The sequence below is a fragment of the Paraburkholderia sp. EG286A genome, from assembly GCF_040965375.1.
Lineage (GTDB): Bacteria > Pseudomonadota > Gammaproteobacteria > Burkholderiales > Burkholderiaceae > Paraburkholderia.
On sequence record NZ_JBFRCB010000002.1, the window covers coordinates 358,661 to 371,313 of the forward strand.

10 protein-coding genes and 1 pseudogene are annotated in these 12,653 nt (G+C 67.4%); all 11 read right to left on the bottom strand.

Features of this window, described 5'->3' with window-relative positions; translation table 11 throughout:
• Positions 1 to 5: 5 nt before the first annotated feature.
• Positions 6 to 893, bottom strand: coding sequence for an AAA family ATPase (locus tag AB4Y35_RS08335; RefSeq protein WP_368704064.1), 888 nt, complete (start codon positions 891 to 893; stop codon positions 6 to 8).
• A gap of 76 nt (positions 894 to 969) precedes the next feature.
• Positions 970 to 1,767, bottom strand: coding sequence for a xanthine dehydrogenase family protein subunit M (locus tag AB4Y35_RS08340; protein WP_368704065.1), 798 nt, complete (start codon positions 1,765 to 1,767; stop codon positions 970 to 972).
• A gap of 13 nt (positions 1,768 to 1,780) precedes the next feature.
• Positions 1,781 to 4,171: a xanthine dehydrogenase family protein molybdopterin-binding subunit gene (locus tag AB4Y35_RS08345; RefSeq protein ID WP_368704066.1), complete on the bottom strand. Its 2,391-nt coding sequence runs from the start codon at positions 4,169 to 4,171 to the stop codon at positions 1,781 to 1,783.
• Positions 4,172 to 4,185: 14 nt separating this feature from the next.
• Positions 4,186 to 4,683 (bottom strand): (2Fe-2S)-binding protein, encoded by a 498-nt coding sequence (locus tag AB4Y35_RS08350; RefSeq protein ID WP_368704067.1) that lies wholly within the window; start codon positions 4,681 to 4,683, stop codon positions 4,186 to 4,188.
• Between the two features lie 475 nt (positions 4,684 to 5,158).
• Positions 5,159 to 6,577 (bottom strand): amino acid permease, encoded by a 1,419-nt coding sequence (locus AB4Y35_RS08355; RefSeq protein ID WP_368704068.1) that lies wholly within the window; start codon positions 6,575 to 6,577, stop codon positions 5,159 to 5,161.
• A gap of 324 nt (positions 6,578 to 6,901) precedes the next feature.
• Entirely contained in the window at positions 6,902 to 7,558 is a 657-nt protein-coding gene (gene rqpR, locus AB4Y35_RS08360) for a response regulator transcription factor RqpR (RefSeq protein WP_368689412.1), read from the bottom strand.
• Complete coding sequence (locus AB4Y35_RS08365; protein ID WP_368704069.1) at positions 7,555 to 8,580, bottom strand: sensor histidine kinase; 1,026 nt, start codon at positions 8,578 to 8,580, stop codon at positions 7,555 to 7,557. The genes rqpR and AB4Y35_RS08365 overlap by 4 nt, the downstream gene beginning before the upstream one ends.
• A gap of 405 nt (positions 8,581 to 8,985) precedes the next feature.
• Positions 8,986 to 9,756 (bottom strand): ferredoxin--NADP reductase, encoded by a 771-nt coding sequence (locus AB4Y35_RS08370; RefSeq protein WP_368704070.1) that lies wholly within the window; start codon positions 9,754 to 9,756, stop codon positions 8,986 to 8,988.
• Between the two features lie 649 nt (positions 9,757 to 10,405).
• The gene (locus AB4Y35_RS08375) at positions 10,406 to 11,050 is read right to left on the bottom strand and encodes a LysE family translocator (RefSeq protein WP_368704071.1); all 645 of its coding nucleotides are present in this window, start codon (positions 11,048 to 11,050) and stop codon (positions 10,406 to 10,408) included.
• A gap of 135 nt (positions 11,051 to 11,185) precedes the next feature.
• Positions 11,186 to 11,986 (bottom strand): endonuclease/exonuclease/phosphatase family protein, encoded by an 801-nt coding sequence (locus AB4Y35_RS08380; RefSeq protein WP_042265511.1) that lies wholly within the window; start codon positions 11,984 to 11,986, stop codon positions 11,186 to 11,188.
• 53 nt (positions 11,987 to 12,039) lie between these two features.
• A pseudogene (locus tag AB4Y35_RS08385) lies at positions 12,040 to 12,462 on the bottom strand (hypothetical protein); the annotation flags it as partial.
• Between the last annotated feature and the right edge of the window lie 191 nt (positions 12,463 to 12,653).

Genomic DNA, 12,653 nt, shown 5'->3' on the forward strand with positions numbered 1-12,653 from the left:
CGTGCTCACTCCCCGAGCGCGAGCGTTTGCGCGATGCGTTGCGCGTCGAGCTGCGCGAGGTCGTCCTGGTACTTCAGCAGCACGCCTAGCGTGTCCTGCACCGACTGCGGATCGAGTTCCGTCACGGCAAGTGCGCTAAGCGCGCGGCACCAGTCGATCGTTTCCGCAATGCCCGGCGCCTTGAAGAGGTCCATCGTGCGCAACTGGTGCACGAACGCCACGGCGCGCTGCTGCAACTCCGGGGCGGTTTCAGGCGCGCGCGCGGCCACGATCGCGAGTTCGCGCGCGCGGTCCGGGTAGCCGAGCCATTGATAAAGACAGCGCCGCTTGAGCGCGTCGTGCACTTCGCGCGTGCGGTTCGATGTGATCACGACGAGCGGCGGCGTGCTCGCGCGCACGGTGCCGTATTCGGGAATCGATACCTGGAAGTCCGAAAGCAGTTCGAGCAGGAAGGCTTCGAACGGTTCGTCGGCGCGGTCGATTTCGTCGATCAGCAGCACGCGGCGCGCGCCCGGGTTGTGCGGGTCGGGCTGCAGTGCCTGCAGCAGCGGGCGCTTGAGCAGAAATTCGTCGCGATAGAGCGTGTCGTTGTGTGGTTTTTCGCCGGCGGCTTCGGCCAGACGCAGCGCCATGATCTGGCGCGGATAGTCCCACTCGTAAAGGGCGCTCGCCGTATCGAGTCCTTCGTAGCACTGCAGGCGCAAGACCGTCGTGCCGAGCATCGCCGCCGCGGCCTTCGCGAGTTCGGTCTTGCCCACGCCCGGCTCCCCTTCGAGAAACAGCGGGCGTTCCATGCGCAGCGCAAGAAAGAGCGCCGTGGCGAGTTCGCGGCTCGCGAAATAGCCGCGCGCTTCGAGTTGTGCGAGGGTGTCGTCGATCGAGGCGGATTGCATGCGGTGTTCTGGCAACGCGAATCAAAGGCGGCGAGCGCTCCCAAGTTCACCTGGAAGCGCTCGCCCTCGGGGCAGCCTAACCGTTGGCTTTCGCCACTGCACGCGCCGCGAGCACCGGTATGAGGTGCGCGCGATAGGCCGCGCTCGCGTGCAGGTCGGTGTTGAGGTCGTCGGCGGGCATCTTCACCGCGCGTGCGGCTTCGGGCGCGAAGTTCGTCTTCAGTGCGCTTTCCAGCGCGCCCGCGCGAAACACCGAAGGCCCGGCGCCCGTGACCGCCACACGCACCTCCCCACCGTACTTCGCGACGAACACGCCCGCGAGCGCGAAGTGCGAGGCCGGATTGCGAAACTTCTCGTAGGCCGCGCGTTCGGGCACCTGGAATTCGACGGACACGATCAGCTCGTCGGGTTCCAGCGCCGTTTCGTACATGCCGAGGAAGAAGTCGTCCGCTGCGATGCGCCGCCGGTCCGTCACCACCGTCGCGTTCAGCGCGAGCACCGCGGCCGGATAGTCGGCGGCAGGATCGTCGTTGGCGAGCGAGCCGCCTAGCGTGCCGAGCGCGCGCACCTGGCGGTCGCCGATCATGCCCGCGAGGTCCGCGAGCGCCGGCAGCGTGTTGCGGATCTGCGCGTTCTCGGCGACGTCGGCATGGCACACGGCCGCGCCCACCTTCACCACCTTGCCGTCCACCTGCACGGCTTTCAGCTCGGGTATGCGCGTGACGTCCACGAGCGTGGTGGGCTGCGCGAGCCGCAGCTTCATCGCCGCGAGCAGGCTCTGGCCGCCACCGAGGAATTTGGCGTCGGCGTCGGCCGCGAGGGCTTTCACGGCGCCTTGCGCGTCGCTTGCGCGCTGATAGTCGAATGCGTACATGGAGCGCCTCCGCTCAAGGTTGTGAAGGGGCCTGCGCGGCCTGGATCGCCTGCCATACACGATGCGGCGTGGCCGGCATCTGCAGGTCTTTCACGCCTAGCGGCGCGAGTGCGTCCAGGATCGCGTTGATGACGGCGGGTGGCGAGCCGATCGCACCGGCTTCGCCGCAGCCCTTCACGCCAAGCGGATTGTGCGTGCACGGCGTGCCTTTCGCGGTTTCGACCGTATACGAAGGCACATCCGACGCGTGCGGCATCGCGTAGTCCATATACGAGCCCGAGAGCAGCTGGCCGCTCTCGTTGTCGTACACGCACTGTTCGAGCATCGCCTGGCCGATCCCCTGGCCTAGGCCGCCATGCACCTGGCCTTCGACGATCATCGGGTTGATGACGTTGCCGAAGTCGTCCACCGCGGTGAAGCGTTCGATGCGCGTCTCGCCCGTCTCGGGATCGACTTCGACTTCGCAGAGATACGCGCCCGACGGATAGGTGAAGTTGGTCGGATCGTAGAACGCGCTTTCGTCGAGGCCCGGTTCGAGCGTTTCCAGCGGATAGTTGTGCGGCACGTACGCGGCGAGCGAGATTTCCGCGAAGGTCTTCGTGCGGTCGGTGCCCGCCACGCGGAACACGCCGTCGGCGAACTCGATGTCCTCCACGCCCGCTTCGAGCATGTGCGCGGCGATCTTCTTCGCCTTCGCCTCGATCTTGTCGAGCGCCTTCATGATGGCCGAGCCGCCCACCGAGATCGAGCGCGAGCCATAGGTGCCCATGCCGAACGGAATGCGGCCCGTGTCGCCGTGCACGATCTCGACCTGTTCGATCGGCACGCCCAGGCGATCGGCCACGACCTGCGCGAAGGTCGTCTCGTGGCCCTGGCCGTGGCTGTGCGAGCCCGTGAACACGGTGACGGAACCGGTCGGGTTCACGCGGACCTCACCGGCTTCGAAGAGGCCCGCACGCGCGCCGAGCGCACCCGCGATGTTCGACGGCGCGAGTCCGCACGCCTCGATGTAGCACGAGTAGCCGAGGCCGCGCAGCAAGCCTCGCGCCTTCGAGGCGTCGCGGCGCGCGGCGAAGCCCTTCACGTCGGCGAGTTCCAGTGCGCGCCCGAGGCACGCTTCGTAGTCGCCCGTGTCGTAGGTGAGGCCAACGGGCGTGGCGTACGGGAAGCTCGTGATGAAGTTGCGGCGGCGGATTTCGGCCGGGTCGATGTTCATCTCGCGCGCGGCCGTCTCCACCAGACGCTCGACCACGTAGGTCGCTTCCGGGCGCCCCGCGCCGCGGTACGCATCCACGGGCACCGTGTTCGTGAACACGGCCTTCACCTCGGCGTAGATCGCGGGCGTGGTGTACTGGCCCGCGAGCAGCGTGGCGTAGAGGATGGTCGGCACGCTCGAGGCGAAGGTCGAGAGATACGCGCCCATGTTTGCCGTGGTGTGCACGCGCATGGCGAGGAACTTGCCGTCCTTGTCGAGCGCGAGTTCGGCTTTGGTCACGTGGTCGCGGCCGTGCGCATCGGAAACGAAGGACTCCGATCGTTCGGCGGTCCACTTCACCGGCCGGCGGATCTTCTTCGCGGCCCACGTGAGCGCGACATCTTCGGCATACAGAAAGATCTTCGAGCCGAAGCCGCCGCCCACGTCGGGCGCGACGATGCGCAGCTTCGTTTCCGGCAGCCCGAGCACGAACGCGGCCATCAGCAGGCGCTCGACGTGCGGGTTCTGGTTCGCCACGTACACGGTGTAGCTGTCGTCGTGCGGCGCGTAGCTCGCGTTCACGGCGCGCGGCTCGATGGCGTTCGGGATGAGCCGGTTGTTGACGATGTCGAGCGTCGTCACGTGCGCGGCCTGCGCGAAGGCGGCGTCGGTCGCGGCCTTGTCGCCGTGGCCCCACGTGTAGCAGGTGTTGTTCGGCACGCCGTCGTGCACGAGCGGCTGGCCGGCGTCGGCGGCGTGCGCCGTGTCGACGGCGGCGGGCAGCTCTTCGTAATCGACCTCGACCCGTTCGGCGGCATCCTTCGCGGCCTTGACCGAGTCGGCGATCACGAGCGCGACCTGGTCGCCCACGTGGCGCGCTTTCTCGTGAGCGATCACGGGATGCGGCGGCTCGTTCATGGGCGTGCCGTCGATGCTGTGGATGAGCCAGCCGCACGGCAGGCCGCCCACGTTTTCCGCCGCGAGGTCCGCGCCGGTGAAGACGGCCACGACGCCGGGCGCTGCCTTCGCGGCGCCAATGTCGATGCTTTTGATGCGCGCATGGGCGTGCGGTGAGCGCACGAACACGGCGTAGGTCTGTGCGGGCAGCACGACGTCGTCGGTGTACTGGCCGACGCCGGTGAGGAAGCGGAAGTCTTCCTTGCGCTTGACGGGTGCGCCGATCATGCGGTTGGGTTCGGGTGCGTTCATGGTGGCCTCCCGAGTCACGCCGTCGTGGCGGCAGCGGGGGCGCCCGTGCGCATTGCCTGCGCGCCGGCGGCCACGGCCTTCACGATGTTGTGATAGCCCGTACAGCGGCAGAAGTTGCCGTCGAGTCCTTCGCGTATGTCGCTTTCCGTGAGGTCGGGCTTGGCGGCGGCGAGCGCGGTCGCGCACATCACCATGCCGGGCGTGCAGAAACCGCATTGCAGGCCGTGGCATTCGCGGAACGCGGCCTGCATGGGATGCAGCTCGCCGTTTTTCGCGAGGCCTTCGATCGTCGTCACCTCCATGCCGTCGCACTGCACCGCGAGCTGGTTGCACGACTTGATCGCGCGGCCGTTCAGGTGGACGGTGCAGGCCCCGCATTGTGCAGTGTCGCAGCCGACGTGCGTGCCGGTGAGACGCTGCTGTTCGCGCAGGAACTGGACGAGGAGCGTGTGAGGTTCGACCTCGGCGGTCACGGGCGCGCCGTTGACCGTGAGGCTAATACTGATCGCCATTGATGTGTCTCCAATGTCGACCGGAGCACGGCGCTGCGTGTGGCTCCGGTCCCATGCCAGATGATGGGATAGAGACCTGCCTGGGCCCGCTTTTTTACACTGAATCGACCGCCATAACCGCCCGCAGGAAAACTCGCCCGTCCAACGCATTGCGCTTCATTGCGCGTGCAACGCACGGCGCCACGCAAACCACGCGGGGCGCTTCGGGCGGATCGAACCATTGCGGGTGGAGCGGAATCTGGGTCCGGCTGGTGCCTTGCTTTTCAGTGAAGCCTGGGGGTGACGCCCGGACAGTAAAGCACAATTTGCCGAATTTCGCTGCGCGGGGTTTTACCCTCCAGAATGCTTGCAGCGTGCGCAAAAAAACGGCCCGCCTCGATGACTCGGGGCGGGCCGTTGCGTTGCAGTGCAGCGATCGAAGGCAATCCAGGCGGGATCCAGGCGGGATCGAAGCACCGCGAAGATCACGCAAACATCAGTCGTGATGCACGCGCTCGTGCGGTGCGTGCGCGAGACGCGAATGGCGGCGCGAATAGCCGAAGTAGACGATGAGGCCGAACGCGGTCCAGACGAGGAACGCGACCCACGTGAGCGGCTGAAGGTTGATCATCAGGAACAGGCACGAAGCGACCGCGAGAATCGGCACCACGGGCACGCCCGGACAGCGGAACGCGCGCGGCAGGTGCGGGTGGGTCTTGCGCAGCACGAGCACGGCGATCGACACCATCGAGAAGGCGGCGAGCGTGCCGATGTTGATCAGCTCGGCGAGCACGTTCAGCGGCACGAGCGCGCCGATCAGACCAAAGAAAATGCCGACGAGCCAGGTCGTGAAGAACGGCGTGGCGAAGCGCGGATGCACCTTCGAGAGTTTGGCGGGCAAGAGGCCGTCGCGCGACATCGCGTAGATGATGCGGGTCTGGCCGTAGCTCATCACGAGGATCACGGTGAGCATGCCGAGCACGGCGCCCAGATCGATGAAGCCCGCGACCCAGTTTTCGCCCGCCACCTGCAGCGCGAACGAAACCGGGTGGCCGACATGGGCGAAGCGCGGCGAGGGCACGATGCCGGTCACGACCGCCGCCACGGCGACGTACAGCACCGCGCACACGGCGAGCGAGGCGATGATGCCGACGGGCAGATCGCGCTTGGGGTTCTTCACTTCTTCGGCGGCGGACGACACCGAGTCGAAGCCGATGAACGCGAAGAACATCACGGCCGCGGCGCCGAACACGCCGCGCCAGCCGTTGGGCATGAACGGATGCCAGTTCGCGGGAGTGACGTGGAACACGCCCACGGCGATCACGAGCAGCACCACGGTCACCTTGATCGCCACCATGATGTTGTTGATGCGCGTGGATTCGCGCACGCCCACGGAAAGCAGCCCCGTGATCGCCATCATCACGAGAAAGGCGGGCAGATTGAAGAGCGTGTGCACGCCGGGCACGGCGCCGGGCGCGGCCGAGAGCGCGGCGGGCAGCGTGAGGCCGAAGCCCGAAAGCAGCGACTGCAGGTAGCCCGACCAGCCCACCGAGACCGCGGACGTGGCGAGCCCGTACTCGAGCATCAGGTCCCAGCCGATCACCCATGCGGCCAGCTCGCCGAGCGTGGCGTACGAATAGGTGTAGATCGAGCCGGCCACGGGAATGGTCGAGGCGAACTCGGCGTAGGCGAGCGCGGCGAAGCAGCAGGCCACGGCCGCGATCAGGAACGCGATCATGAGCGCCGGGCCGGCCTGCACGGCGCCCGTGCCGGTCAGCACGAATATGCCGGTGCCGATGATCGCGCCGATGCCGAGAAAGGTGAGGTCGAGTGCGCCGAGTGCTTTTTTCAGGCCGGCGCCCTGGGCGCTCGCCTGCAACATGTGCTCGACGTTCTTCTTGCGAAAGAGGGACATTTGGCGGGGAACTCCACGTAAAACGCGCGAAGGCGAGGAGCTGGAGCGGTGGTTCAGCCGTGGTTGACCCATGATTGACCTACGCCCGCCTGCGCCGGCTTCGCGTGCCGGATGTCTTTGGGGGAAACCCTAAATTTTAGCGGAAGTCGTGCGCGAGACCGGTCGAGCAGGGTCGGAAACGCTCGTTTGACGCGGACGATTCCGCCGCAATCCGCGACGCCCCAGCGCGATCCTTGCCGGGACCCGCGCAAACGGCGCAATTCATTTCCGGATCAACGGGTTGTGGCGAGAAGGCCGCCTTGATGCCGCAGGGGCGCCGGAACGTCAGGCGTTGACGGTAGGCGAGAGGTCGACGAGCCGGTTGCTCATCACATAGAAGGTCAGCTCGGCGTTGTTGGTGAGCTTCATCTTTTCGAGCAGGCGCGTGCGGTAGACGCTCACCGTCTTCACCGACAGCGAGAGCGCGTGGGCGATGTCGGTGAGACGCTTGCCCGAGGCGAGCATGCACAGCGTCTGGTATTCGCGGTCGGAGAGCTTTTCGTGGGGCAGCTGCTCGCCGTCCACCAGCACGTAGTCGGCGAGCGCTTCGGCCATCGCCGGGCTCACGTACTTGCGGCCCGCGGCGACCTGCTGGATCGCGGAGATCATCTGCGCGGCGTCCACCGTCTTCGAGAGATAGCCGGCCGCGCCCGCCTTCAGCGCGCGCACCGCGTATTGATCCTCGCGATACATCGAGAACATCAGCACCGGCACGCGCGGCGCCTTTTTCTTGGCGCGCTTGAGCACCTCCACGCCGTTCATGTCGGGCAGCGAGATGTCGAGCAGGACCACGTCGCACACGTGCTTCGCGATCGCGGCGAGCGCCTCGGCGCCCGTTTGCGCCTCGATCACCTCGGCGGCAATGCCGCGGTCGAGCAGCAACTGGCGAACGCCCTGGCGCACGACGGCATGGTCGTCGACGAGCAGGATGCGATGGGTCATGAGCGGGCGCCTTCTTTGATGAGGAGGGGCGAGGCGGAATGGGCGACGCCGAGCAGCGCGTCCCACGCGAAGCGCGCACGCACGGTCGTGCCGCGCGGGGCGGCTGCCTGCTGGGCGTCGTCGTGATGCGTGCGCGCGATGCCGCCCTTGACGGCGCGCAGCGAGCCGCCGAAGGCGGCGCAGCGCTCGCGCATGCCGGCGAGGCCGTAGTGGCCGGAGCGGCTCGTGCCGTTGTCTGTGCTGTCGTCGCCATGACCGTTCGTCAGGCTGCGACGCGTGCGGCCCGCGGCGCGCGCGAGGCCGATGCCGTCGTCGGCGATCGTGAGCGTGAGGTGGCGCGCCGTACTTTCGAGCCGCACCTCGGCGCACGTGGCCTGCGCGTGGCGCGCCACATTGGCGAGCGCTTCCTGGGCGACGCGGAACACGGCGAGCGCCGCCTCGGCGGGCAGGCGGGCGAGGCGCGCGTCGTCGCTGGCGCCGGCTACGCTTGCGGCGAGGCCCGTGCGCGCCGCGAAGCCGCGCACCCAGCTCGACAGCGCGGGCGCCAGGCCCGCGTCGAGGTGCGGCGCGTGCAGGCCGTCGAGCACCTGGCGCATCGCGCCGGTGGCGGCTTCGAGCGAGCGGGCGACGAGCGCGAGCGCCTCGGCGCATTGCGGCGGGGCGTTGGCGGGCAGCCAGGTGTGGACGTTGGCGAGCGCGAAGTGCGTGGCGGCGAGTTCCGCGCCGACGCTGTCGTGCAGGTCGCGCGCGAGCTGGTGGCGGACGGCTTCGTCGACGTGAATGGACTGGGCGGCGCTGCCGTGGGCAAGCGTGCGGCTCGCGCGCCGGCGCGCGCCGCGCGCTGGCGCGGCAATCTGCCGATGCGCGCGATCGAGGCCTTCGAGCGCGGCCACCGTGGCCGCCTCGTCGGCCGCAGCGGACCATGCGAGGAGGGCGAGGCCGTCGACGCCATGAGCGGCGCGCGGCGCATCGCCGGCGGGCGTGCGCGCGTTCGGCGCGGCGTATCTCGACGTATCCATCATTCCCCCGTTCAGGAACCGGTTCCTGCTGTCAGACGTCCGTCGGGATTTGGCCTCCCCGACGTGACGGCGAACAGCACGGCGCAGCGTAACGAAATTTACAACCAGTAACAACCTGGCTCTGCCCCTGGACACGTATCAGTGTGTCCAATGTTGCGCTGCGATAATATCTTAAAAAAGGAAAAACTTCAGGCTGGACAAGGGTTAGCGGCCAAACTTCAGGTGTAGCATGAGGTCGCGGGCCTTTGTCATGTAGGAAAAATACTGACAGGAAAGGTATCGCATTTGTGTGACAACTGTAACTGTGCCAGCGACAAAATAAAGGGCGCAAATAAAAATGCGCAGGCGAAAAAAAACCGGAGCACGAGGCTCCGGTTCTTCTTGTCGCGAGTGACCTGAGGCGGGCGCTTAACCGACGAACGCCTTTTCCACCACGTAGTGACCCGGCTGGTTGTTGCTGCCTTCCGTGAGGCCGGCCTGTTCGAGCAGATCGACGGTGTCGCGCAGCATGTGCGTGCTGCCGCAGAGCATGATGCGGTCGCGCTCGGGCGAGAACGGCGGCAGATCGAGGTCTTCGAACAGCTTCTTCGTGTCGATCAGTTCGGTGATGCGGCCGCGGTTGTCGAACACTTCGCGCGTGACGGTCGGGTAGTACACCAGCTTTTCGCGCACGATTTCGCCGAGGTATTCATGCTCGCGCAGTTCCTCGGTGATGAAGTCCTTGTACGCGAGTTCGTCGACGAAACGGCAAGTGTGCGTGAGCACGATCTTGTCGAAGCGGTCGTAGATGTCCGGGTCCTTGATGATCGACATGAACGGCGCGAGGCCCGTGCCGGTCGAGAGCAGCCACAGCACCTTGCCGGGCAGCAGGTTGTCGGCCACCAGCGTGCCGACGGGCTTCTTGCCGATCAGCACCTTGTCGCCGATCTTCAGGTGCTGCAGGCGCGACGTGAGCGGGCCGTCCGGCACCTTGATGCTGAGAAACTCCAGATGCTCTTCGTAGTTGGCGCTCGCGAGCGAGTACGCGCGCATCAGCGGCTTGCCGTCCACTTCGAGGCCGACCATGGTGAACTGGCCGTTGTCGAAACGCAGGGCCTGGTCGCGCGTGCAGGTGAAGCTGAAAAGCGTGTCGGTCCAGTGATGGACGCTCAGAACGGTTTCTTCGGTGAATTTGCTCATGGTTCCTGAAGTGCGAAACAAGCGCCGCCTGACTGCGGCGATCCTGCCGGCCTGCTGTCCAGTACAGCGTAGCTTTGACGATATGCCCGGGACCCGGCGGCCTGGCGTTACGCCACGGCAGGCAAGTCCCTGTTGTTTTGCCAGTTCGCCCCGCTGCGAACGAGGCGCAATCCGCTATTTTACCGCGCTCGAGCCACAAGGACCCGGTCGATCCTGCTTGTCGATCTGCCTGGACCGGGTTGGGTCCCCTGCGCGGCAAGGGAGGGTGGCTCGCTGCGGCGGTGTGCTGGCATCCGCGCGCCGGCGCAACACGCAACGGCCGGGACTGCTGGCGACGGCAAAAGGGGGCGGCGGGTCAAACTTCGCCCGGCCTCGCGGGCCGCAGCGGACCTTGCCAGGACCCGCGAGAGCGGGCTTTCCTGTTGCTGGCGACACGCGGCAGATTGCGAAAACGCGATCGGCGTGTGCGAATTTTCGGCTAAATGATACCGGAAGGTCTGACAGCCCGCAGCATTGACCCTGCTGGCGGGGCAGTTTCGGCGCGGCTTTTAGGCGCCGATGCGCGCGTAATGGCGCCATTTTCGACGCTGCAGCGGTGCTGCGACGGTGCGCCGCGGCGACCGGGGAGCCCGAGGCGCATGAACGCGCCCTAGCGGTCGGCCGCGAGCTTCACGCCGAGCCCGATCAGCGCGGCGCCGCAAAACGCGTCGATCGGGCGGCGCAGGCGGCGGTAGCTGCGCTGGGTGCGGTCGTCGGCGAACAGGAAGGCGAGGCTGCAATGCCAGCCGAACGACATCGCGGCGACCGTGGCGAGCGCGACGCCATAGAACCACAGCGGCGGATGCGCCGGAAACACGGCCGCGAACACGCTGGTCCAGAACACGCACGACTTGGGGTTCGTGAGGCAGGTTATGAGTCCCGCGCGCCAGGTGCGCAGCCACGTGCGCCGGTCGGCGAGAGGCGGCGGTGCGACTGCGGCCTGTGCCGCGGCAGCCAGCTCGCGGCGCACGCCGGAGCGCAGCAGCTTGAGCCCGAACCAGACGAGATAGAGCGCGCCGGCCACGCGCACACCGTTGTAGAGCCAGCCGATGTGCTGCAGCACGGCCGCGAAGCCGAGCATGGCGAGCGCCGCCCAGAGTGTCGAGCCAACGCCCACGCCGGCCGCCGAGGCGACGCCCAGGCCGCGCCGGCCGGCAAGCGAAAGCTGCGTGACCATGAAGAAGTTCGGGCCAGGGCTGATGAGCGCAAACAGATAGACGACAACGATCTGCAGCAGCGTGGCGAGGTAATGCATCTGAGGAGACCTGACGAAACGCGCGGCGCGCGCGACGCGACATATTAGCGCGGGCTTGCGCGTGCCGGTGGCCGCGATCGGGAGCGTGTCGCGCGGATGCTTCGGCGGAACCGCGTCGCGCCGCGGCCCGGCGCGTCAGTCTTCGAGCCGCAGGCGCGCCATGTACGGCAGGTGATCGGAGAGCCAGGCGGTCTCCTGCGCGGGCTGGATCAGCTCGACGGGCTTGAGGCCCCGCACGAACATCTTGTCGAGCGCGAGCGCCGGCGAGAAGGCCGGAAAGGTGCGCGCCGGCTCGCCGAGCAGCGTCGCGACTTCCTGCAGCCCATGCTCCGCGAAGAGCGGCACGGAGTCGTTGCGCCAGTCGTTGAAGTCGCCCGCCAGCACGAGCGGCCCCTGCGGCGCTTCCTTCACGATCCAGTGCGCGATCCAGTTCATCTGCCGCAGCCGCGCGCTGCGCGTAAGCGCAAGGTGCGCGCACAGCAGCGTGACGGACTGGCCGGCGACGTTTGCGCGCGCAACGAGCAGCCCGCGCCGCTCGAAGCGGTGCGCGGAGATGTCCCAGCGGCCGCCCAGATCGAGCGGATGCGGCGAGAGAATCGCATTGCCGTGCCGCCATGAAGGCTTGAACACGTTGGGCCCGAGGGCGATCTGCAATTCGAGCGCGGTGGCGATTTCGGTGGCCTGGCAGTGCCAGACGTCGTCGAGCGGGTCGCCCAGCTGCGCGCCGAAGGCCGAGGCGAGCACCGGCTGCGGCAAGCGGCGGGCCATCGCCTCCTGGAGAAACCACGCGTCGGCATGGGTGGACTGCACCCAGCGCCGCATGGCCTCCCAGGCCTCGAAGCCCAGTGGCGAGCGGCCCTTGTGCAGATTCCAGCTCACGGCGACGAAGTCTTTGCTCAGTGAGGTGTCGATGAGCGGTTGTTCGGGATTTCGCATGCGTTTTTTCTAACGGATTGGGTCACGCCGGGTCGTGCGTTGAATCGGTGCGGTCACTGTGCGGATGCGGACGGCGGTGCAAGCGTCGCACGTACCCGGTACGCAAGCGAAGGGTTCTGGTCGACGATCTGCCAGGTCACCCACTGCCCATCGGGCACGATCAGGCCCGGATGGCTCGCGTTCACCTGGCGCGGCTGCGGCGGCAGCCGGCAGCCTTCCGGCGTCGTCGGCACGGCGTCGTTTTCGAGCGTTTCCTGCGCCTCGACCGACAGGACGACCAGGTTCGCGCGCACCTGCAGCGGGGATACGGTGACCGTGCGCGACAGATCGATGCTGCCTGCCGGCTGATCCTTGCAGCCCACGTTGTGCGAGACGACTTTGTGATGCGTGTCCGTGTGCGCCTGGCCGATCGAGGTCGTGCCATTGAACGCGTCGATTTGCTGGCCGTCGCGCATCACCTGCAGCTCCCACTGAACCGCGCCCTGGGTGATGGGCGCGGGCGACTCGGCGGTCCCGGCGGGCGCAGTGGGCGGCGGCGGGGGCGTCACGGCGCGTGAGGTCGCGGGCGGGGGAGGCGGCTGGGGCGGGGGCTCCGCCGGCGCTTGCGCGCCCGGCAGGATGGGGGGTTCCGAAGGCGTCGTATAAGCCGGCTGCGCCGTTCCCTGCG

Coding starts and splice junctions, on each gene's coding strand:
- AB4Y35_RS08335 (WP_368704064.1), bottom strand. CDS start 893: ATGCAATCCGCCTCGATCGACGACACCCTCGCACAACTCGAAGCGCGC.
- AB4Y35_RS08340 (WP_368704065.1), bottom strand. CDS start 1,767: ATGTACGCATTCGACTATCAGCGCGCAAGCGACGCGCAAGGCGCCGTG.
- AB4Y35_RS08345 (WP_368704066.1), bottom strand. CDS start 4,171: ATGAACGCACCCGAACCCAACCGCATGATCGGCGCACCCGTCAAGCGC.
- AB4Y35_RS08350 (WP_368704067.1), bottom strand. CDS start 4,683: ATGGCGATCAGTATTAGCCTCACGGTCAACGGCGCGCCCGTGACCGCC.
- AB4Y35_RS08355 (WP_368704068.1), bottom strand. CDS start 6,577: ATGTCCCTCTTTCGCAAGAAGAACGTCGAGCACATGTTGCAGGCGAGC.
- rqpR (WP_368689412.1), bottom strand. CDS start 7,558: ATGACCCATCGCATCCTGCTCGTCGACGACCATGCCGTCGTGCGCCAG.
- AB4Y35_RS08365 (WP_368704069.1), bottom strand. CDS start 8,580: ATGATGGATACGTCGAGATACGCCGCGCCGAACGCGCGCACGCCCGCC.
- AB4Y35_RS08370 (WP_368704070.1), bottom strand. CDS start 9,756: ATGAGCAAATTCACCGAAGAAACCGTTCTGAGCGTCCATCACTGGACC.
- AB4Y35_RS08375 (WP_368704071.1), bottom strand. CDS start 11,050: ATGCATTACCTCGCCACGCTGCTGCAGATCGTTGTCGTCTATCTGTTT.
- AB4Y35_RS08380 (WP_042265511.1), bottom strand. CDS start 11,986: ATGCGAAATCCCGAACAACCGCTCATCGACACCTCACTGAGCAAAGAC.